Here is a 22,677-nt window from a genome sequence, read left to right as displayed (position 1 = left end):
AGCGTGGCGTTGACGCCCACCGACATTAAAGGAATGTTAAATAGAAGTTATAATTCTATTTACTCTTATCCTTATATTGTTTCATCTCTATGGCGCACGTTTTACATTTTGATGGTTGATTAATCTCAAATTTTATCGCTTATCCGCACCGAAACGGTTGCTAACACACTTTATTTTTACTTAGTAAAACGCATGCGTGATCCGATAAGCGCGTGTTTTTTGGCACTTTATTGATTATCTGTTTTAAGAAAAGTTGCTTGCTTAGTGACGAAATTAACGGTAAGCAACTGTTTTATATAACAAATGAATTAATAAAAAGACATAAAATTAATCATTGAGTCCTGTGTTAAAAAACAATATATTGGCCGCGTTTTTAACATGAGTTCTAAATTTTATTCACTTATCCAACTGCAGCGTGATGCCACGCCCGGTTGTAGGAGAGATATGATGACGGATAAAGTCCGTATTGATAGTTTGAATGCGAATACATTAAACGGTAACAATGAGTCTTATCTGGCCCGCCAGGCCGAGTTTGAATCAAATGTTCGAAGTTATCCGCGTAAATTGCCGTTAGCGATCGCAAAAGCTAATGGTGTCTGGATCACAGACGTTGAGAACAAACAGTATCTTGACTGTCTTGCCGGTGCCGGAACGCTTGCGTTGGGTCATAATCATCCTGACGTACTGCAAAGCATCCAAAATGTCATTACCAGCGGCTTGCCGTTACATACTCTCGATCTGACCACGCCATTAAAAGACGCGTTCTCAGAATATTTGCTCTCTCTGTTACCGGGTCAGGGCAAAGAGTACTGCCTGCAGTTCACTGGTCCTTCTGGTGCGGACGCAGTTGAAGCCGCGCTGAAACTGGCGAAAAAACACACGGGCCGTTCAGGCGTGATCAGCTTCTCCGGCGGTTATCATGGCATGACCCACGGTGCGCTTTCAGTAACAGGTAATCTGTCACCGAAAGAAGCCGTGGACGGCATGATGCCGGAAGTGCAGTTCATGCCTTATCCGCACCTTTACCGTTGCCCGCTGGGCATTGGCGGCGAAGCCGGTGTTAAAGCGCTGACCTACTACTTCGAAAACCTGATCAACGACGTTGAAAGTGGCGTACGTAAACCGGCTGCGGTCATCCTGGAAGCCGTTCAGGGTGAAGGCGGCGTCAATCCTGCGCCAGCAGAGTGGCTGCAACGTATCCGTAAAGTCACCCAGGAGCACGGCATTCTGCTGATCCTGGATGAGGTTCAGGCCGGATTTGCCCGTACCGGTAAATTCTTTGCCTTTGAACACGCCGGCATTGAACCCGACATTATCGTTATGTCAAAAGCCGTCGGTGGCGGTTTGCCATTAGCCGTACTGGGTATTAAAAAGCAATTTGATGCCTGGTCGCCTGGCCACCATACCGGTACATTCCGTGGCAACCAACTGGCCATGGCAACCGGTCTGACAACGTTGAAATTGCTGAAAGAAAACAACATCGCTGACAGCGTGGCAGAAAAAGGTGAGTGGCTGAAAGGCAAACTGGCCGAGCTGCAAAAACGTTATCCGGCGATTGGCAACGTCCGTGGTCTGGGTTTGATGATCGGTATCGAAATGGTCAAACCAAACGAAGCACAGGATCACATGGGCTGCTACCCGGCTGACGGCGATCTGTCTGCGCTGGTGCAGAAAAAATGCTTCGAAAATGGTCTGATTCTGGAGCGTGGCGGCCGCCACGGCAGCGTATTACGTCTGCTGCCTTCTCTGCTGATCAACCATGATGAGCTTCAGGTTTTCCTGGATAAGTTTGAAAACGCCCTGCTTGCCGCAGGCGTCGAAGCAGTTTAAGTGGAGTAAGTTCGATGTCACGGTCAAATCCTATTCTGGCGTCCTCGGTGCAAAGCACCGAGGCTTATCAGCAGGCTATCGCTCAAAGCAGCGCGGCCGTTGTTAAGTGGCTGGAACAGCCTGAAATGTATCAGGGCAAAACGGTTGCAGAACTCCGCGAACGCATCAAGCTGGACTTTAATCCAGAAGGCCTGGGTAACCAGGCCGCCATTGAGCGCGCGATTGAGTATTTCCTGAAAGACAGCCTGTCTGTTCATCATCCACAGTGTGTTGCGCATTTACATTGCCCAAGTCTGGTTATCAGCCAGGCCGCTGAAGTACTGATCAACGCCACGAACCAGAGTATGGACTCGTGGGATCAGGCACCTTCTGCCACGCTTATCGAAATGAAGCTGATCGAGTGGTTGCGCGAGCAGGTTGGTTATCAGGCGGGTGATGCAGGCGTCTTTACCAGTGGCGGCACGCAGAGCAATCTGATGGGGCTGATGCTGGCACGCGATGCCTTCTTTGCCCGTCAGGGTCATTCCGTGCAGCAGGACGGCCTGACTGGCGATCTGAAAAAAATCAAAGTTTTCTGTTCGGAAAACGCGCACTTCTCAGTGCAGAAAAATATGGCCCTGCTCGGCTTAGGCTACCAGTCGGTCACGTTGGTGAAATGCGACGAGTTTGCGCGCATGGATATGACGGACCTGGCTCAGAAACTGGCACAGGCCAAAGCCAACAACGAGCAGGTGCTGGCGATTGTCGCGACGGCGGGCACAACGGATGCGGGTGCTATCGATCCGTTACGTGAGATCGTCAGGCTGGCGGCTGAGCAGCACATCTGGGTTCACGTTGATGCGGCCTGGGGCGGCGCGCTGCTGCTGTCCGAGAAATATCGTCATTACCTGGATGGTCTGGATCTGGTGGATTCCGTTACGCTGGATTTCCATAAACAATTCTTCCAGACAATCAGCTGTGGCGCTTTCCTGTTAAAAGAAGCCCGTCACTATGAGCTGATGCGCTATCAGGCCGCTTACCTGAACTCTGAATTTGATGAGGCACAGGGCGTACCAAACCTGGTATCAAAATCTCTGCAAACCACGCGTCGTTTCGATGCGCTGAAGCTGTGGATGGGACTGGAAGCGCTGGGCCAGAAACAGTATGCCGAAATTATCGATCACGGCGTCACGCTGGCACAGCAGGTTGCGCAGTTTATTGAACAGCAGGATGCGCTGGAGCTGGTAATGAAACCTCAGCTGGCGAGCGTCCTGTTCCGTTATCGCCCACATCAGTCCGCGGGCTGGAGCGATGCTGACATTGCGCTGTTCAACCAGCGCATCGGCGATGCATTGCTGGAATCCGGCCGGGCCAATGTCGGCGTGACCGAGCATAACGGTATGACCTGCCTGAAAATGACGTTGTTGAACCCAACGGTGACCCTGGAGGACATTACTGTCCTGCTGGCACTCCTGGAGAAAACAGCACAGTCATTGCTGTAAGCCTTTCTTATTCTGCCTGACTCAGGCCGGTAATTTTTACCGGCCTTATTTATTTGTGCAGACTGTCCGCAAGGCTTAGCGTGCCGGTGGACAATATCGCCCCACAGCGCCCCTGACTGAACTGACTTGCGCCACGCAGCATCGTGCTGCAGGATAAGACTTTTACAGCATTTACCGGAAAGACTATGACCGCTCACGTCTCTAACGATCCCCTGCACGGTATTACACTTGAAATGCAGGTCAACAGCCTGGTGGCACGATATGGCTGGGCTGAACTGAGCAAGCGTATCAATATCAACTGTTTTAAAAACGATCCCAGTGTGAAGTCCAGCCTGAAGTTTCTTCGCCGGACGCCCTGGGCGCGCGCTGAAGTGGAAGCCCTGTACCTGGCTTCACGGGATGACGCGCAACTGGATTCCACACCGTCATCCGATGAAGATCCGTGGTCCAGTTGGCGCCGTGATAAAACCTGATGAAGATTGCGCGCACGCTTCAGACGTAAAAAAGCCCGCGTCATCACTGACGCGGGCTTTTTCATATTATGGCATTACAGCGCCATATCGTGCTTCGCTGGTTCAGGTGTTTTATCACTTTTCGCCGCGGGAGCTTCAGCAGGCTTAGTGCCCATGTTAATAACCGGTGGCTTCGTCAGCTGCAGCGTTGCAGCCGTTTCATCCCACACCTGCTGTGTCAGTGCAGGATTGTCGTTCAGTTTCTGACCGTAAGCAGGAACAATTTTACGGATTTTTTCCTGCCATTCCGCAGACTTGAATTGCTCCGGGAACAGTTTCTGCATAACGTTAATCGCAATAGGTGCAGCGGTTGATGCGCCTGGCGATGCGCCCAGCAGTGCAGCAACGGTTTTCTGCTGATCGGTCACGATTTCTGTACCGAGTTTCAGCACGCCACCTTTCTCTGCATCTTTCTTGATGATCTGTACACGTTGACCGGCCTGGATCAGCGTCCAGTCTTCTTTCTTCGCATCAGGATAGTATTCTCTCAGCGCAGCAAAGCGGTCATCATCGCTCAACATGACCTGACCAATCAGGTATTTCACCAGATCGAAGTTATCCAGGCCCACATGGGTCATTGGCATAAAGTTGTGAGTCGTCGTCGAGCTCAGCAAGTCAAACAGCGAACCGTTTTTCAGGAACTTGGTTGAGAACGTGGCGAAAGGTCCAAACAACACGACACGTTTGCCATCGAAGTAGCGTGTATCAAGATGTGGAACGGACATCGGTGGCGCACCCACAGAAGCCTGACCGTAAACTTTGGCTAAATGACGCTCAGCAATCTGCGGGTTTTTGGTGACCAGGAATGAGCCGCCAACCGGGAAACCTGCATAATTATCCGCTTCGGGAATGCCGGTTTTTTGCAGTAACTTCAGCGCACCGCCACCCGCGCCGATGAACACATATTTTGCGTCTACCGTGCGTTCGCCGCCATTTTTGGCATCTTTGATGGTCACGTGCCAGGAGTTATCGCTGTTACGTTTGAAGTCGGTGACTTCAGAAGACGTTTCCAGACGGAAATTATCATGTTTCTTCAGGCTACCAATCAACTGACGGGTAATTTCACCGTAGTTAACGTCGGTCCCGACAGGCGTCCAGGTTGCTGCCACTTTTTGTTGAGGGTCGCGACCTTCCATCACCAGAGGTGCCCACTGCGCAATCTGTTTGTGATCGGTGGAGAACTGCATACCCTGGAACAGGACGGTTTTCTGCAACGCCGCGTAGCGCTTAGTCAGATAATCCACATTATCGCCCCATACAAAACTCATATGCGGCGTAGAGTTGATAAATGAACGCGGGTTATTTAACACGCCGTCTTTCACCTGAGAACTCCAGAACTGGCGGGAGATCATGAAGGCTTCGTTAATTTCCAGCGCTTTGGTCACGTCAATAGAACCATCAGCACGCTCAGGCGTGTAGTTCAGTTCCATATTGGCGGAGTGGCCGGTACCGGCATTATTCCAGCCATTCGAGGATTCAAGTGCCACACCATCAAGCTTCTCAACCATGATCTGTTTCCAGCCCGGTTGTAGCTCTTCCAGCAGGGTGCCCAGAGAAGCACTCATGATACCGCCGCCGATCAGCAGAACGTCTGTTTTTTCTGGTGAATTTTCAGCATGGGTGACTGAAGAAACGAGTAACGCTGCAAGCGAAAGTGCAGGTACGAATTTAGTTGATTTAATCATTCGGAATCTACAATTAACGTGGAGAAGTAGTTAAAAAAAGTCCCGAAATTTTAAAATATTGTTATTGCGTAGTTAATGTGAAAATAGTTAAAAAATTAAAAGCTTCTTTATTTCGATTAATTTAGTTACAAAAGGTTAACTTCATTATCGATATATTTTAACCACACAATAAAGGGGCGTTTTGCAATATACAATGCCCTAAGGCAAATATTTTCAGCGCGCGGTGATGAGAAATGATGCGACAGCTTTTACTCGCAGGAAGGCTAAAACACAAAGAGGAAAGCGCGCCGTTCCAGATAAGATATTACGGATAGTGAGTCTCTCAACGGTGATAAAAGCGGCTCTTTATCACTGACCGGTCAAGGGGATCCTCAGTGACGGATCTGCGCCAGATCATCCGCATTAAGACCCGTCATTTTCATTACCGTCTCGTTATCCAGGCCGTTTTGCAGCATAGTACGGGCAATTTTCAGGGTAGCTTCACGTTCCCCTTCAGAACGACCCGCTTCACGTCCCAGCTGAATGCCCTTTTCGATGCCTTTTTGTTCGAGCTGCTGCGCGATGGTCATTAGTTCGTCTCCATGTTGCGGCACACGTTGTGCCAGTTCTCTGACCAGGGCTTCGGCATCCGAAGTTTCCCCTGTCTGCACAATGTAGTGTATCAATGATACGACTTGTGATGAAGAAAGATAGCCTGCCAGCAATACCGGGACAAGCGTATCCATCAGCTCCGCAAAATCACGCTGATGGATATGCTTCTGGAGCAGTGTCAGCGCGGCCATACTGCGATGACCCGCAATTTCTTCATCAGGAATCACGGTGACATCCACCAGCGGGAAGGGTTCGGCATAGAGTCGGGCTGCCAGTACGGGATCGCTGAATGCATCGAGCCAACGGGTCGAGTAGGGATAGGGGCTACGTTTCCCGGTATAGAAGAGGACAGGAATCACCAGCGGCAGGCTTTTGTGGCCGGCTTCAAGGTGACGTTGCATGGCCGCCACCGCGTATCGCAGTAATCTGAAAGCCATCAGTTTATCCGGGGAGGACTGATGTTCGATCAGTACATGGATATAGCCCTCCTCGTCTCGTGTCGTTTTCAGACTGTAGAGAACATCACTGAAATACTGGCGAAGGTCGTCTTCCACAAAAGAGCCGGATTCCAGTTTCAATGTATTCAGATGACAAATAGCACGTAATTCGGCGGGAAGATGCAATTCCATAAAGTCACGTGCAATCTCGGGCTGCGAGAGAAATTGTCGAAACGTTGCATCGTGAGGCATTGGTGTGCCGTTCTTCTTCTTCATCAACCCTGACTCCAGAATAACAAGCTGACATTTCATTGTGGCAATAAGAAGCCTCTGGGGGATAAGCACGGAAAACACGCGCAATGACGCACGATAGCTTTACTTTTGGGGAGCAGCATTGACCTGAATCAGTCCTGCCTGTGTGGTGAGTTTTTTTAAACTGATGATCGCTGGCCATGAAACTGTACTGGTGGTACGACTTCGCGTATGTTGCATCGCGAACCTTACTATTGCTGATACTCACTATGAATGACTCCCGGCCCCACCGTTCGTCTAAAAAACGCCCCATGAAACTCAGCACGCTCTCGTCTCTGATGATGGCTGCTGTGTTGATGACCGTCTTGTTAAGCGTACATCTGCTTTACTATGTGCAGATTGATAACTTCACACGTGCGCATGTGAAAGATAAGGCCCTGGCCGTGGCGCGAACGCTGGCTGACAGCCCGGAAATCCAGCAGGCGCTGACCCAGCCTGATGGCAGCAAAATCATTCAGCCTATCGCCCAGGCAACGCGTAAACGTAATGATTTGCTGTTTGTCGTGGTAACAGATATGCGCGGTATTCGGTTTTCGCATCCGAATCCTGATGTGGTTAACCAACATTTTGTCGGTGAGGATATTAACCCTGCTTTACAGGGTCATGAGAACGTTGCGGTTAATCATGGCGTTCTGGTCGAAGCACTCCGAGTGTTTACACCCGTGTTTAATGCCAGACACCAGCAAATCGGCGTTGTGGCTATTGGCATCTCAGTGAATGACGTTGCCGCACAAGTTACAAAAAGCCGCTGGAATATCTTCTGGACGGTATTATTAGGCGCGTTGGTCGGCATGCTGGGCATTTTCATTTTAGTAAAACGCCTGAAGCACATTTTGCTGGGGTTAGAGCCGTACGAAATCTCCAGTTTGTTTGAAGAGCGTCAGGCTATCCTGGATTCGATTAAGGAAGGCGTCATTGCCGTCGACGATCAGTCCCGCGTCAGCCTGATCAATCAGGCAGCGTCACAATTATTGAAAGAGACGACGCGTGAAGCCTTTCTGAGTGGCGATCGCGTACCGGAAAATGCGCAAATGCTGACCCATCTGCGTGATGCGTTGCATGATGGCAAAGCCGCATATGATGAAGAACTTAATGTGCGCGGCAAGATACTGATCAGCAACACCGTACCCGTGCGCAGTCGCAGCAGTATCATTGGCGCGGTGAGCACCTTCAGGGACAAGACAGAGATCAGTCAGCTAATGCAGCGTCTCGACGGCATGGTAAACTATGTGGATGCGCTGCGTGAACGTTCCCATGAATTCATGAACAAACTGCACGTGATTCTTGGGCTGCTGCACATGAAAAACTATGCGCAGATGGAAGAGTACATCCTTAAAACGGCCAATAACTACCAGACCGAAATCGGTTCGCTGTTGCAGAAGATTAAATCACCGGTCATTGCGGGTTTCCTGTTAAGCAAAATTAATCGTGTGACGGATGAAGGCCATCAGCTAATTCTGAGCGAAGCCAGCTACCTGCCAGACAGCGGCAGTGAACAGCAAATTGCCGCATTAATAACGGTGCTGGGTAACCTGATCGAAAACGCCCTTGAGGCGCTTGACCCGGATATGGACGGTGAAATTCACGTCATGCTGCACTACCAAAACGGCTGGTTGTCATGTGAGGTCAGCGACGATGGTCCCGGCATTCCTGCCGATCAGCTGACAACCATTTTCGAACGTGGCGTTTCCACCAAAGGTGAAGATCGTGGCGTTGGACTGTTTTTACTCAAGCAACAAACGGAAAGTCTGGGCGGTAACGTCAGCGTTGAATCCGAGCCAGGCGTGTACACGCAGTTTTTAGTACAGCTTCCGTGGGAAAGAGGAAATATTAACGAATGATCAATGTGTTAGTTGTAGACGATGATGCCATGGTGGCCGAGCTGAACCGATGCTACATCGGTCAGATAGACGGTTTTACCTGTTGTGGCACTGCGTCCACGTTACTGCAAGCCAAAGAACGCCTGTTGCAGACCGATCCGGCCGTTGATCTTATTTTGCTGGATATCTATATGCAGCAGGAAAACGGACTGGATTTGCTGCCGGAGCTGCGCAGCGCCGGTCGTCCGATTGACGTGATTATCATCTCGTCAGCAGCGGATGCGGCAACCATCAAAACCTCGCTGAATTATGGTGTTGTGGATTACCTGATTAAACCGTTTCAGTTTTCGCGCTTTGAAGAAGCATTGACCGGCTGGCGACAAAAAAAACGGCTCATGGATAATCATCAGTTTTATCAACAATCTGATGTCGACCAGTTGCTGCACGGAAACCCGGCGAACGCCAACGAGACAAAACGTCTGCCTAAAGGACTGACACCGCAAACACTGCGTACGCTTTGCCTGTGGATTGATGCGCATCCCGGAACGGAATTTTCCACCGATGAGCTGGCAACGGAGGTCAATATTTCTCGTGTATCTTGCCGCAAATACCTGATTTGGCTGGCGCAAAGCAATATTTTATTTACGAGCATTCATTACGGTGTGACAGGTCGTCCGGTTTATCGTTACCGTCTCCAGCCTGAGTATCACGCACTTTTACGTCAGTACTGCCAGTGATGTAGCGGAAGCTGTGATCCAGCAATGTAAAATCAAAGTGACGTTGTGACGAGCAGATGATGCGTTTGTCGCGCGTCACGAAGATAGCCTCTATGCCGGGATAGGCTTTCAGATAGTCGCTCCCCTTTTCAATGCCCATGCCATAGATCAGCGTGGTAAAAATATCCCCATCAATTGAGTGATCTGACACAATGGTTACGCTGAGTAGCGCGTTATCCAGCGGATAGCCGGTATGCCTGTCCAGGATATGGTGGTAGCAGACCCCTTCCTGTTCAAAGTAACGTTCGTAAATCCCGGAAGTCACTACGGATTTATTCGTTACGTTAATCACCCCAAGCAGCGCGTCCGAAGCGGCAAAGGGTTTTTTTAAACCAATTGCCCAGCCTTCCTGCGGTGCATCAGGCGGCGCGCCGAGCGTTTGCACATTGCCGCCAAGATTGATGAGCGCGCTGTCCACACCCTGCTCATGTAAAAATGCCTGCACCCGATCGGCAATATAGCCCTTGGCAATCGCACCCAGATCAATCTCCATGCCCGCTTGCTTCAGAAAGACCGAACGGTTCGCCGCATCAAGTTCAATGTTCTCAGGATGGGTTAAAGCGAGTTTTGCCTGTATCTCTGCCCGCGCCGGCACGCTTTTCCCCTGAAAGCCGATCTTCCAGCATTTGACCAGCGGTCCGATGGCCAGATTAAAACCACTTTCAGGCAGCAGGCTGACCGCAAGTGCACGCTCGATTAGCGTAAACACGGGCTGGCTGACGCTGACGGGACGCTGACCGGCCGCATGATTAATCGCCATCACTTCGGAGTGCTCGCGATTGACGGTAAGCACATTCTCATACTGTTTGATCAAGCGAAAAACCTGACCTGCCAGCGCCTCATTATGCTCATACAGCTTAAGCAGAATGGGCGAGCCCATCAGGACGGCGGAATAGGCGTACACGTGCGAATCAGTTTGCATAAGCGACAGGACTCGGGGAGAAAGAAGAACCGGCATCCGATGTTATACGGATGCCGGATATCACGGCTTAGCGTTTGGCAAAAGCCGCTGCGTTTGCGCCAGCAAGAATACCAAAGATGATGATATCGGCAACCGCGTTTCCACCGATACGGTTTGCACCGTGGATACCACCGACGACCTCACCACAAGCCCAGGCACCGTTAATAACCTGCTTATTGGTGTCCAGTACTGCAGTCGCCGTGTTGATAGTCACGCCGCCCATTGTGTGATGGACGCCGGGCGCGATGCGAATGGCATAGAAAGGCCCTTCGCTTAACGGATGACGCAGCGCGGTTTGACGGCCAAAATCCTCGTCTTTCTGTTTAATCACAAAACCGTTGTAGCGTTGCAGTGTCTCTTCCAGCGTACGGTGTTCCATATTCAGCTTAACCGCCAGCTCCGCTACGCTCGGGGCGCTGATCACAAAGCCTTTCGCAATATATTCATCAGCGGCCTTGTTGTTCATACGGACCTGCTCGTCAAAGATAATCCAGGCACTTTTTTCTGGCAGCGCAATAATCTGCGCCGAAACTTTATCGCGAGTTTCCATTTCGTTGTAGAAGCGCTGGCCTGCCTGGCTGACCAGGATCGCCCCGCCACCGCGAATTGATTCTGAGACCAGGTAAGATGTCGTCTGCTCGACGGTCGGGTGAATCTGAATCTCGCCCATATCGACTGTATCCGCCCCAATTTTTTGCAGCATTGCGATGCCTGCACCGGTAGCGCCTTTATGGTTGGTGGTGACAAAACCATCCAGTTCCGGGCGATATTTCACCACCATTTCCCGGTTAGCACTGAAACCGCCTGTCGCCACAATCACGCTTTTTGCGTTCAGAATACGGCTGTCATTGTATTCATCCACCACCTTCACGCCGCTGACCGCGCCATTTTCAAACAGGATCTCTTCAACTGCGGTTTCAAGCAGCACGTCGATATTACGGCTGTTGATATTTTTCACCAGACCACTAATCAGGAAGCCGCCGACAGCGGAGCGGTCTGCAGGGCGATGCGTACGGTCGATACTCATACCGCCTGTGATAGTGATATCGTTAAGCTCAATACCGTGATCTGCCAGCCAGTCGATGGCTTCCGGCGCTAAGTCAACAAACTCACGCAACAGCGCGGGATTATTTTTAAATTTACCGCCTTTGAGGGTTTCTTCATAAAACAGCTCCTTGCTGTCCTGAATCCCTTTCAGCTTCTGAAAACGCGTTTCTGCGGCGTTCATCCCGACAGAGGCTTTAATGGTGTTGCCGCCAATGGTCGGCATCTTCTCAATGACCACCACTTTAGCGCCTTCATCGTGGGCCTGAATGGCGGCGGCCAGCCCTGCACCACCACTGCCAACAACCACAACGTCATACTGCTGTGGCGCGTTGGGATTGCCGCCCTCTTCAATGACGTGTGCTTTGTTCGATGTGGTCATTGCGCGTGAGACCGCTTTTTTCAGCGCTTCACTCTGTGTCGTCGCACCGGTAATCGCGTCAACATGTGGGCTGTTTGCCACCAGAATACGATTACGCAGACTTTCAAACGTGGTGGTGAAGTCCACATCCAGCGTGTCATCAGGAACCAGAGAAATATCGGTAATACGGTCGGTATCCAGCGTAACGTTGATTTTCAGCTTCAGCGCTTCAGCCTCAACTTTCTCCTGATAAACGCCCGCTTTGTATTTACGACCGGTTTCGCTCATGTCACGAATCATGGCGTCAACCAGTGAGAAACGCCACAGAGGCTCGGGGATGAGTAAAGCTTCACGTTTGTTGCTGTCGATATAGAGTTCAAGGTGCTCGTTATTGATGATGCGGTCAGTCCAGTCTGGATAAGCGATGCAGGCTTTACCGACGGCGACCAGGTCATAGCCTTTTTCCAGTGCCTTTTCTGCATCCTCTTTGTTAACCACGCCGCCGACACCTATTACCGGGACCTTCGCCAGGGTTTCTGACCGCATGGCAATAAACTTCTCAATAAGCGGTGTAGGATCGGTGGTATCCACGATGGATGGGCGCATCAACTGCCCGACAGAGAAGTGCACATAATCCAGGCCCCGTGCTGCAAGTTTCTCCAGTAAGTACATTGTGTCGTCAAAGCGGATGCCGGGCACTTCGAGTTCTTCAGGCGAAAAACGATAACCGATGATGAACGAGTTATGCGCAAAGCGCTCGGCCATCTTATGCGTGATATCCAGCACTTCCAGCGGGAAGCGGGCGCGGTTATCACGACTGCCGCCCCATTTGTCTTCACGCTGATTTGAGTTAGGTGAGTAGAATTGCTGAATAAGATAGGTGTTAGCGCCATGGATTTCTACGCCATCGAAACCCGCTTTGATGGCGCGGTTAACGGCATCACCAAATTTGGTGATCATGGTATCCACTTCTTCTGCCGTTAAGGCGCGGGGCGTCGTTGCCCCTTCACGGGGTGCCGCAATTGCGCTGGGCGCGACAGGGGTTTTACCGCCAATCAGTTCAGGCTCAACCATGCGTCCGCCGTGATAGATTTGAAGAATCGCGGTGGATCCTTTTTCCTTGATGGCGTCAGCGATGCGTTTTAAGCCGGGTATTTTGTTGTCGCTGTCGATGGCGATCGCACCCGGAAAAGCCGGACCTTTTGGATCGATAAAGCAGCACTCAACAATCACTGTTCCGATACTGCCCGCACGTGCACGGTAATATTCAACCAACTCGCTGGTCACCGTACCATCATAAAATCCGGTACAGGTTGTCATTGGTGCCATGATCAGACGATTTTTTAAAACTGCACCACGCGGCAAGGTGAGGGGATTAAGAATTGGGGTGAGTGTATTCATTGCGATTAACTCCAAAATATCAAAAACCGGGAATTCTTTCTGGACGTTTTTAATTTAATTTAAGTGGTCCGATGTCATGCTTATAATATATCAGTTAATTTAGTTTCATAAGATATAATTTTAATTATTTAACTTTTAGATATCTTTAGACTTTTTGTTTGATTGGAGTGATTTCGTGATGTATGGTTATTGTTAATCAATAGTTACCAAAAAGCAATAGTGAAACAGCAGTAAAATAAACACAATAAAAACAATAATTTAAAATTAACGCTCTGTGTTTTTTCTTCCTAATGTGGTTGCAAAAAGTATTCAATGCTATCTTACTCACCTGTTCCTCATTGATTATCGTTTAATTTGTTAAAACATAAAAAATACAATTTAACTTGTTTGATCCAGATCAAAATTTTATTTTCCAGAAGTCGCATCATATTCACATGGTTTCTTAAATTTTCTGCATCGCACGAGTCGAAACGTTAAAAGAATATAAAACACCACGGGTTATTCTTATAATGTAGAATAAATAAAATGTCTTGAAGAATTCGCCGGGGCGTTAATCGTATTATCCTTAAATCGTAGAAAACACTATGAAAACACTCTCAAACATGAAAGAGCCCCCTAAAGCAGCCCCTGCAGCTGCGGGCAAAAAAAATAAAGCACTGATGCTAGCCCTGCCTGTCATCGTCGCAGTGCTTTTATTACTTGTCCCCGTACCGTCCGGTCTTGAACCCTATGCATGGCATTTCTTCGCCATCTTTGTTGGGGTGATTGTAGGCTTGATTTTTGAGCCGCTGCCCGGTGCCGTAATTGGTCTGACAGGCGTCGTCGTCATCGCCCTCTTCAGTCAGTTTTTGCTGTTTAGCCCGACAGAACTGGCCAATCCGACATTTAAACTGGCAACGGAGTCCTTTAAATGGGCCGTCAGCGGCTTTGGTAATTCAACCGTGTGGCTGATCTTTGGCGCATTCATGTTTGCTGCTGGCTACGATAAAACGCAGTTTGGTCGTCGTCTGGCCCTGATTCTGGTGAAATATCTGGGCCGCCGCAGCTTAACATTAGGTTATGCCATCACTTTTGCTGACCTGCTTTTAGCACCCTTTACTCCGTCTAACACCGCGCGCAGTGGCGGTACCATCTACCCGATTATCGCCAACCTGCCACCGCTGTATGGCTCTAAACCCAACGATCCCAGCGCGCGCAAAATCGGATCCTACTTAATGTGGGTTGCCATCACGGCGGCCTGTATTACCAGCTCCATGTTCCTGTCTGCACTGGCGCCGAATCTGTTAGCCCTTGCTTTAGTCAAAAGCGTCATTGGCTTCGATATTTCCTGGGGAATGTGGTTTCTTGCCTTTATTCCTTTAGGTCTGCTGCTGATTCTGACCATGCCGCTGCTGGCTTACTGGTTCTATCCACCTGAAGTCAAAGTGAATGATGAGGTGCCACGCTGGGCGATGGCAGAGCTTGAAAAACTGGGTAAACTGACCCGCAATGAAATCCTGTTACTGGTGTTTGTGGTCTGTGCGCTGTTGATGTGGATTTTTGCTACTGCCTGGATCGAACCGGCCATGGCGGCACTGTTAGTCATCATCCTGATGCTGTGGACTGGTGTGCTTAACTGGAATGATATCACCAGCAACAAAGCGGCCTGGAACACTTTTGCCTGGTTTGCCACGCTGGTAGCCCTGGCTGACGGTCTGGCCAGAGTGGGCTTTATCGCCTGGCTGGGTAAAGAAGGAGGAATATTACTTCAAGGCTATGATCCACAGATCTCGGCGGTCGTGTTGTTAATTGCCTTTTTCCTGCTGCATTACCTGTTCGCCAGTACCACCGCGCACACAACGGCGTTACTGCCTGCCATGTTGACGATTGCCGCCTCGATTCCTGGCATCAATATGCCCGTGTTCTGTCTGATGCTGTGTACCTCTCTGGGCGTGATGGGCATCATCACACCTTACGGTACAGGTCCGAGCCCTATTTATTACGGCAGCGGCTACTTACCTACTAAGGATTACTGGCGACTGGGAACTATCTTCGGCGCTATCTTCCTGATTGCAATGATGCTGATTGCTTATCCCTGGATGGTGTGGATGTTCTGACCGCGCCCTGTGCAATCCAGCGCGTCATACGATAACATGCCACTACTTGCCAGCCTGCGCTTACGGCTGGCAAGCATAATAAACAACGAATTCGCCTGTGATGTTGCTCCTGTCAGCCTGTCTCAAAAGGAGCCAGCACGTCATTAAGTGAGATACCATGTCGAACAAACCTTTTTATTATCAGAACCCCTTCCCTCTTACCCACGAGGATACCGAATACTACCTGCTCAGCCCTGACTATGTTTCCGTTGCTGAATTTGACGGGCAGGAGGTGCTGAAAGTAGAGCCTCAGGCGTTAACCCTACTGGCACAACAGGCTTTTCATGATGCTTCCTTTATGTTGCGCCCGGCCCACCAGCAGCAGGTGGCCTCTATTCTTGATGATCCTGAAGCCAGCGATAACGACAAATATGTGGCACTCCAGTTCCTGCGCAATTCAGAAATCGCGGCCAAAGGTGTACTGCCAACCTGCCAGGACACCGGTACAGCCATCATTATGGGGAAAAAAGGTCAGCGCGTGTGGACAGGTGGAGGTGATGAGGCCGCCCTGTCAAAGGGGATCTACAATACCTATATCGAAGACAATCTGCGTTACTCACAGAACGCGGCGCTGGACATGTATAAAGAGGTCAACACCGGGACTAACCTGCCCGCCCAGATCGATCTCTACAGCGTGGATGGTGACGAATACAAGTTTCTCTGCATCGCCAAAGGGGGCGGTTCAGCCAACAAAACCTATCTGTACCAGGAAACCAAAGCCCTGCTCAGCCCGGGTAAGCTGAAGAATTATCTTGTCGATAAAATGCGCACCCTGGGCACCGCAGCCTGTCCGCCTTACCATATCGCCTTTGTCATTGGCGGTACCTCCGCTGAAAGCACGCTGAAAACCGTGAAGCTGGCGTCAACGCACTACTACGATGGCTTGCCAACAGAAGGCAACGAGCATGGCCAGGCATTCCGCGATGTTCAGCTGGAACAGGAATTACTGGAAGCCGCACAGCAGTTAGGGCTGGGCGCACAGTTTGGCGGAAAATATTTCGCCCACGATATCCGCGTTATCCGTCTGCCACGCCACGGCGCATCCTGCCCCGTCGGTATGGGCGTCTCCTGCTCCGCTGACCGCAATATCAAAGCCAAAATCAACCGCGACGGTATCTGGATTGAGAAGCTGGAAGCCAATCCTGGACGCTATATTCCTGAAGCGCTGCGCAAACAGGGTGAGGGCGAGGTGGTGCATATTGACCTGAATCGCCCAATGAATGAGATTCTTGCACAGCTTTCTGAGTATCCGGTGTCCACCCGTCTGTCCCTGACCGGCACCATTATCGTGGCCCGCGATATTGCGCATGCGAAATTGAAAGAGCGTATTGATAACGGCGAAGGCCTGCCGCAGTACATCAAGGATCACCCGGTATACTATGCCGGACCGGCAAAAACGCCTGAAGGCTATGCATCGGGTTCACTGGGTCCGACAACAGCAGGACGTATGGATTCCTATGTTGACCTTCTGCAGGCAAATGGCGGCAGCAAAGTGATGCTGGCAAAAGGCAACCGCAGCCAGCAGGTTACTGATGCCTGTCATAAACACGGCGGGTTTTACCTGGGCAGTATTGGCGGACCCGCGGCAGTTCTGGCGCAACAGAGCATCAAGAGCCTGGAGTGTGTGGAATACGCTGAGTTAGGAATGGAAGCAATCTGGAAAATCGAAGTAGAAAATTTCCCGGCCTTCATTCTGGTCGATGACAAAGGAAATGACTTTTTCCAGCATATCGAACGTGAACACTGCTCGCGCTGTGTAAAATAAGCTGGCAGTAACAGAAAACGGCCCCCTGACAGGGGCCGTTTTTTTTAGCGCTGCAAACGTTGCAGAGCGTGACTGATGCTTTCATCACCTGCGGTCAGTTCAATGATTTTGTGATTCAGTTGCGGTGTTTCAACGAGCGCCACCAGCGTGGCGGCAACGTCTTCACGTGGAACCGCTCCGTAGGGGATGGCGTAACCGGCTCGTACGGTGCCACTGCCCGCCGTATCCGTTAACGTCCCGGGACGCAGGATTACCCAGTCAAGCTGACTTTCCACCAGGCGAAAATCCGCCAGCCGCTTCACATGCATGTAGTTCTCGAAGCCTTCAGACGTTTTTTCGCCCCGCGCCGCATCCGGAAAAACCGACACCAGCAAAAAACGGTTAACCCCCGCCTTCTCTGCTGCAGCAACCGCCAGCGCCAGACCCTGACCATCAATAGCATTGGTGAGTTCAATGCCAGCACCACCCGCCCCTGCGCTGAAAATCACCACCTCATGACCGGTCATTTTCTGCGCCAGCGTCTCAACGCTGAGTTTCTGAAGATCGCCCATGATCGGTGTCGCGCCCACAACGGTGATGGCTTCGGCCTGCTCCGGTTTACGGTGCAGCGCCGAGACCGCATGCTGTCTGGCGCAGAGCTGTTTCGTCAGGTGGGTACCTACTTTTCCCGCCGCGCCAATGATAAAACACGTTGCCATCGTCCTGGTCCTTATTTCACGTCAGTCAGACTACAAGTATAACCCTTAGCGCAGCGACGATGGCCTTCCGAATCCCGTTACTGCGGGATGATTTTTTCCTGCTTCAGCTTATCGAACAGCTGGATGAATGAATCCAGCGTGCTGCGGTAGCCGGTAAACCCCGCTTTACGGCTTTTACTCATATCGGTAAAGGCTTCCATTGGACGGCCCAGATCGGCGTCAGTGTGCCACCATGACGCCAGTCGGGTGACGTCGCTCTCGCGCAGGTTTTCGCGCCCGGCAATGGCCTGCCATACGCTGGCAGCGTCCTGCATACGGCCATCGAGCGGCATCATTTTTGCCGGATAAGCAGCGGCTTCAATACCAAAATATTCAGCCAGTTTCGGCCACATCCAGTTCCAGCGGAACACATCACCATTGACAGCGTTAAAATCCTGATTGGCCGCGTCTGGACTGGTTGCCGCCCACTCAAGTTGTTCAGCCAGGAGATCCGCATCGGTCATATCCACAACGCCGTTCCACTGTTCAGGTGAGCCCGGGAAGATAAACGGCCAGCCTTTTTCTTTACACAAGGTCGCGTAAACGGCCAGCGTCTGCCCCATGTTCATGGCATTGCCGAGCGCATAGCCAATGATGGTATGGGGACGATGGACACTCCAGCGGTAGCCGTACTTGTCAGCGCCTGCAAAAACCTCATCTTCCTGCGCGTAATAAAAGTTATCAACGGGCTGACGACCTTGTTCTTCACGGAAAGGCGTAACCGGCACCGCACCTTTACCGTAAGCCTCGAACGGCCCCAGATAGTGCTTCAGCCCGGTGACAAGGGCAACATGCGCCCCTTGTAAGCGCTCGCCGAGTGCCTCAATGACATTACGGATCATCCCGCCATTGACGCGGATATTCTCTTTTTCGCTGTCCTGACGTGCCCACACGCTGAAGAATACCGCATCGGGTTTCGTATCTTTCAGGGTAGCGCGCACCGCATCGGGATCGGTCAAATCGGCCGTCAGACTGTGGCAGCCTTGCGGAACAGCGCCGCGACCGCGGGATAATCCGCTGACCTGCCATCCGTCTTTCATTAACCTTTCAGCCAGCGCTCGTCCGATAACCCCGCTGATTCCGACAATCAAAGCCTGTTTTTGCATGTTAATTCTCCTCGTTTTGCGTAATGCTAAGCGTAATAGAGAATTTAATTCCTATTATTGGTAATTATTCACAGCATTCTCAACCTGAGTTCATCAATCATGCACGATCAACGTCTTAAGGATATTGTTCCCTTTGTTGCCAGTGTTGAAAGCGGCAGTTTTACTGCTGCGGCAGCACGTCTGCATGTCACCGGCTCCGCCGTCAGTAAAAGCGTCAGTCGGCTGGAAGCGCGGCTGGGCTCGCGCCTGCTGGAGCGCACAACACGCAGGCTGCAGCTCACCGATGCCGGTAACGCCTATTACCAAACCTGCATACGCATCATGGAGGAGCTTGCTGAAGCTGAGTCAGTTCTGGCAGCACAACGTATTATTCCGTCAGGACGCCTGCGACTCGCTGTGCCGCATACGTATGGTCGCCTGAATGTGATGCCGTTGCTGATTCCGTTTTGCCAGCAGCATCCCGAGCTTGAGCTCAGAGTGAGCTTTTCAGATCGTTTTATTGATCTCTTCGACGAAGGTATTGATGTCGCGGTCAGGATTGGCGGATCCGCCGATTTACCAGCCTCAATGGGCAGTCGCTACCTGGGACGAGAGAGAATGGTGTTTTGTGCATCGCCAGCCTGGCTGGATCGCGAAGGCCGGCCACAGGACGAACAGGCGCTGATGCAACATCGGGCCATTCTTTACGAACGCGCGGATAACACGCCCAAACCCTGGTTATTCCCCCGTGAAGAAGGACATGTCCAGTGGCGAGACATACCGTTTCGGATGGCATTGGGTGATGTAGATGCGCAACTCCAGGCGGTCATAGCCGGACTTGGCATAGCGCAAATGCCCTCCTGGCTGGTAAATAGTGCCGTAGCTAAAGGCGAACTGGAGATTATCCTGCCACAATTACAGCCTGATGGTCTGGCCCTGAGCGTCATCTGGCCACGCCGTAAGCAACTGCTGCCGAAGGTAGATGCCTTGTTATCCGCACTGACACAGCTGGTGATTCGCTAAGTGATCAAAGATCTCACCTCTGCGGCCGACGGGCGTTCGGCACGGCCAGCGCAGAAACACGCGCGGGATGATCTTCTGTCACACACGCTGTGGCCTTTATTGTGGCGTGTCGCTAATTTATTGTGTAGCCGGTGGAACGGATAAGCCTGTAAGGACAAATAAGGTATGGCATTTCAGAGCGCGAACACTTCGGATTATGCACATAGTACGGCGCCACGCGGCACGTTAACACCGGCGGCAGTCTGATGCCTCTCCTGCCCCTTCTGTGCCGCCTGAGTATTCTGGCAGGGATAGCTTTTGCGCTGTCAGGCTGTGCGCGCCAGGATGCGTTGTGGATGGTGACGAACGACGTTTGCAGGGTGAACTACGCGTACACTGGCTATGCTGCCCCCTGCCAGCAAGTCTATCTTGCAAAAGGGGAACAGCAGGGCTTCAGCGTTATTCAAAATCCACGTTATCCGTATCATTTTATTCTGGTGCCCACACTTTTGTTATCTGGTATCGAAAGCCCCTTATTGTCGTATACGACCCGCACAGACTATTTCGGTTATGCGTGGCTGATGCGTTATCGCGTAATGGCGGCGTATGGCGGAACGGTGCCGAAAGACAGGCTGGGCATGGCTGTCAATTCCGCCTGGGGGCGCAGCCAGAATCAACTGCATATTCATCTCACCTGCCTGCGGGAAGATGTCTATCGCCAGTTACAGGCTGAACGCCCTTATATTCAGGATGACTGGCATCCCCTGCCAGACAAATTGTTGACGCACACTTATTATGCGCGACGCGTCCTGCAGCCCAGTGTGATGGGCATTTATCCTGTTGCATCCGTTGCCCGCGATTTTCATCTGTCTCCGCCTCAGTTGGCGGAATATGGGATTGCCGTTGTTCCTGCCACGTTTTCAGGAAAAAACGGCTTTATCCTGCTGGTGACGCGACGAGGCTGGGATAAAGGGAACCGGGCATCCGTCGAATCGCTTCTGGATAAAAATTGTGAAATTCTGCACGACCCAACACTGCTCCCTCCGCAGGCCTCCCCAGTGGCAACGATGAAGACAGTGCCGCATCAATAAGGGGATGGCACGCTATGGCATAAAGCCTGACCGCTGGCAGCCTCAGTGCCCCTCACACAGTCAGCCAGTCATTAGACTAAATTACACAAAACGTGAATTTTTTCATTTTGTAACTTTAACGTTATGTTACTGAGTATTTTTACTGCCATGATGCATTGCGTTACGCATTGAAATGTGGTCGTTACCCACACCTTCTTATCAGCTACAGGGAAAAGCACATGTCACAACGGTCACTTCAGGCGCTGTGCCTGATGAGTTTTTTTCTGGCCGACGTCAGAGACGGCCTTGGGCCCTTTTTAGGCATTTTTTTGACAGAACGCCACTGGAGCCCGGATGAAATAGGCCTGGTGATGACCTCAGGCGGTATCGCCGGACTGCTCTCAACGTTACCGGCGGGTGTGGTTGCCGACGCCACACGTTACAAACGCTTTATTATCCTGGCGGGTTGTGTCGTGATTACGGTCGCTACCTTACTGCTCTGGTACAGCAATCAGTCATGGACGGCGATTATTTCGCAAATCGTCGCGGGCATCGCTGCCGCCTTCATCGGTCCGACGGTGGCAGGTATAACGCTGGGCCTGACCGGGCAAAAAGGGTTCAACCGTCAGATGGGACGCAACGAAGCCTATAACCATGCGGGTAATACGCTGGCGGCTGTCCTTGCAGGTTTTGCCGCCTGGAAATGGGGGCTGGGTGCGGTGTTCATCCTGATGATGGTCATGGCGGTATTTGCGGCTATCGCCACCCTGGCTATTCGTGCAGACGATATTGACCATGATGTGGCGCGCGGCCTGGACGATAAATCGTCGGATAAACCTACGCTCAGCCTGTGGATACTGGCGCGCAAACCGGCGTTGCTGGTGGCCGGATTGACGCTGCTGCTGTTCCATCTGGCTAACGCTGCGCTGTTGCCCATGCTGAGCATGCGTGTGGCCTCCTCAACCGGACCTGATACGGTGGATCCCGGCCTGTATGCTGCCGCAACGGTCGTAATTTCCCAGTTAGTGATGATCCCTGTCGCGATCTTTGTCTCTAAACGTGTCGATCATATTGGCTATCGCCGTTTAATCATGACCGCACTGTTAATGATGCCACTGCGCGCGGTTATTGCAGCAGAATTTCCGGAGACCTTTTTCGTGGTTCCCGTACAAATCCTGGACGGTATTGCGGCCGGGATACTGGGCGTCGCCGTGCCGGGCTATATCGTGTCGCTGTTGCGCGGCAGTGGGCACGTGAACGCTGGCCAGAGTGTGGTAATGCTGATGCAGGGCGTTGGGGCGTCCATGAGCCCGGCCATGACAGGCCTGATTGTGGCCCGTTACTCTTACAGTATTGCCTTTAGCGCATTAGGCTGCATTGCCCTGGTAGCCTTGATGTTGTGGTGGTTCTCGGGCCGGACGCCCGAGGCGAAGCCTGCCTGATGTGCCCTTCTCTGCCAGCCCTGGCTGGCAGAGAGTCTTCGCGCACCACTTTTAACGGGCTCCCGGGTCACTCTCGGTGCCTTTTCGAAAACATGGCAAAATGTAAATAAAAGTAAAAACTCATTTTCTGCTATCTCATTTATAAGACAGTCTTTTTTCCCAGAGACTTGCAAAAAATGACATTCATCGACTATGTTTCTACGCTGCGGTTAAGAACGCTCTATCATTAA

The 22,677-nt window shown here is 51.4% G+C and carries 16 protein-coding genes; 10 read left to right on the top strand and 6 right to left on the bottom strand.

Going from position 1 to position 22,677, the window contains the following annotated elements:
* The first annotated feature begins 447 nt into the window (after positions 1 to 447).
* The 3 genes from C7433_RS16065 to C7433_RS16055 all read left to right on the top strand — a co-directional run bounded on the left by C7433_RS16065 (position 448) and on the right by C7433_RS16055 (position 3,784).
* Positions 448 to 1,830: a diaminobutyrate--2-oxoglutarate transaminase gene (locus C7433_RS16065; protein WP_039339318.1), complete on the top strand. Its 1,383-nt coding sequence runs from the start codon at positions 448 to 450 to the stop codon at positions 1,828 to 1,830.
* A gap of 14 nt (positions 1,831 to 1,844) precedes the next feature.
* The gene (locus C7433_RS16060) at positions 1,845 to 3,311 is read left to right on the top strand and encodes an aspartate aminotransferase family protein (protein WP_054687884.1); all 1,467 of its coding nucleotides are present in this window, start codon (positions 1,845 to 1,847) and stop codon (positions 3,309 to 3,311) included.
* Between the two features lie 185 nt (positions 3,312 to 3,496).
* Positions 3,497 to 3,784 carry a VF530 family DNA-binding protein gene (locus C7433_RS16055; RefSeq protein ID WP_110268542.1) on the top strand — a complete coding sequence of 96 codons (288 nt, stop codon included), beginning with the start codon at positions 3,497 to 3,499 and terminating at the stop codon, positions 3,782 to 3,784.
* Between the two features lie 74 nt (positions 3,785 to 3,858).
* On the opposite strand, the gene mqo is transcribed toward C7433_RS16055, so the two are convergent.
* Positions 3,859 to 5,508, bottom strand: a complete 1,650-nt coding sequence (gene mqo, locus C7433_RS16050) for a malate dehydrogenase (quinone) (protein WP_006122074.1) — start codon at positions 5,506 to 5,508, stop codon at positions 3,859 to 3,861.
* A 371-nt stretch (positions 5,509 to 5,879) separates the two neighbouring features.
* Positions 5,880 to 6,812 (bottom strand): Rpn family recombination-promoting nuclease/putative transposase, encoded by a 933-nt coding sequence (locus C7433_RS16045; protein ID WP_110268541.1) that lies wholly within the window; start codon positions 6,810 to 6,812, stop codon positions 5,880 to 5,882.
* A gap of 287 nt (positions 6,813 to 7,099) precedes the next feature.
* Here C7433_RS16045 and C7433_RS16040 point away from each other — a divergent pair, with 287 nt between their 5' ends.
* Together C7433_RS16040 and dcuR are read left to right on the top strand one after the other, a co-directional pair.
* Positions 7,100 to 8,689, top strand: a complete 1,590-nt coding sequence (locus tag C7433_RS16040) for a sensor histidine kinase (protein WP_217271731.1) — start codon at positions 7,100 to 7,102, stop codon at positions 8,687 to 8,689.
* The gene (dcuR, locus tag C7433_RS16035) at positions 8,686 to 9,405 is read left to right on the top strand and encodes a two-component system response regulator DcuR (protein WP_006122071.1); all 720 of its coding nucleotides are present in this window, start codon (positions 8,686 to 8,688) and stop codon (positions 9,403 to 9,405) included. The genes C7433_RS16040 and dcuR overlap by 4 nt, the downstream gene beginning before the upstream one ends.
* On the opposite strand, the gene C7433_RS16030 is transcribed toward dcuR, so the two are convergent.
* Together C7433_RS16030 and C7433_RS16025 are read right to left on the bottom strand one after the other, a co-directional pair.
* Entirely contained in the window at positions 9,311 to 10,366 is a 1,056-nt protein-coding gene (locus C7433_RS16030; protein ID WP_110268540.1) for an FAD:protein FMN transferase, read from the bottom strand. The genes dcuR and C7433_RS16030 overlap by 95 nt on opposite strands.
* A 67-nt stretch (positions 10,367 to 10,433) precedes the next feature.
* Positions 10,434 to 13,211, bottom strand: coding sequence for a flavocytochrome c (locus C7433_RS16025; protein ID WP_006122069.1), 2,778 nt, complete (start codon positions 13,209 to 13,211; stop codon positions 10,434 to 10,436).
* A 584-nt stretch (positions 13,212 to 13,795) separates the two neighbouring features.
* On the opposite strand from C7433_RS16025, the gene C7433_RS16020 reads away from it, so the two are divergent.
* Positions 13,796 to 15,307: a DASS family sodium-coupled anion symporter gene (locus tag C7433_RS16020; RefSeq protein ID WP_039339314.1), complete on the top strand. Its 1,512-nt coding sequence runs from the start codon at positions 13,796 to 13,798 to the stop codon at positions 15,305 to 15,307.
* Positions 15,308 to 15,464: 157 nt separating this feature from the next.
* On the top strand, positions 15,465 to 17,111 hold the full coding sequence (fumA, locus tag C7433_RS16015) for a class I fumarate hydratase FumA (RefSeq protein ID WP_006122067.1): 1,647 nt from the start codon (positions 15,465 to 15,467) through the stop codon (positions 17,109 to 17,111).
* A 44-nt stretch (positions 17,112 to 17,155) separates the two neighbouring features.
* Here fumA and C7433_RS16010 read toward each other — a convergent pair whose 3' ends face one another.
* Positions 17,156 to 17,809, bottom strand: coding sequence for an SDR family oxidoreductase (locus C7433_RS16010; RefSeq protein WP_110268539.1), 654 nt, complete (start codon positions 17,807 to 17,809; stop codon positions 17,156 to 17,158).
* 77 nt (positions 17,810 to 17,886) lie between these two features.
* Entirely contained in the window at positions 17,887 to 18,954 is a 1,068-nt protein-coding gene (locus C7433_RS16005; RefSeq protein WP_058708863.1) for an SDR family oxidoreductase, read from the bottom strand.
* 99 nt (positions 18,955 to 19,053) lie between these two features.
* On the opposite strand from C7433_RS16005, the gene C7433_RS16000 reads away from it, so the two are divergent.
* The 3 genes from C7433_RS16000 to C7433_RS15990 all read left to right on the top strand — a co-directional run bounded on the left by C7433_RS16000 (position 19,054) and on the right by C7433_RS15990 (position 22,447).
* The gene (locus C7433_RS16000; protein WP_110268538.1) at positions 19,054 to 19,956 is read left to right on the top strand and encodes a LysR family transcriptional regulator; all 903 of its coding nucleotides are present in this window, start codon (positions 19,054 to 19,056) and stop codon (positions 19,954 to 19,956) included.
* 245 nt (positions 19,957 to 20,201) lie between these two features.
* Positions 20,202 to 21,026 (top strand): CDP-diacylglycerol diphosphatase, encoded by an 825-nt coding sequence (locus tag C7433_RS15995; RefSeq protein ID WP_110268537.1) that lies wholly within the window; start codon positions 20,202 to 20,204, stop codon positions 21,024 to 21,026.
* A 218-nt stretch (positions 21,027 to 21,244) separates the two neighbouring features.
* The gene (locus C7433_RS15990; protein ID WP_039339306.1) at positions 21,245 to 22,447 is read left to right on the top strand and encodes an MFS transporter; all 1,203 of its coding nucleotides are present in this window, start codon (positions 21,245 to 21,247) and stop codon (positions 22,445 to 22,447) included.
* Positions 22,448 to 22,677 lie beyond the last annotated feature (230 nt).

Origin of the sequence: Pantoea sp. PNA 03-3 (assembly GCF_003201175.1) — a bacterium.
In the GTDB taxonomy this organism is placed as follows: domain Bacteria; phylum Pseudomonadota; class Gammaproteobacteria; order Enterobacterales; family Enterobacteriaceae; genus Pantoea; species Pantoea stewartii.
The sequence above is the reverse complement of the archived record's forward strand: the minus strand, read 5'-3'. Positions and strand labels throughout refer to the sequence as shown.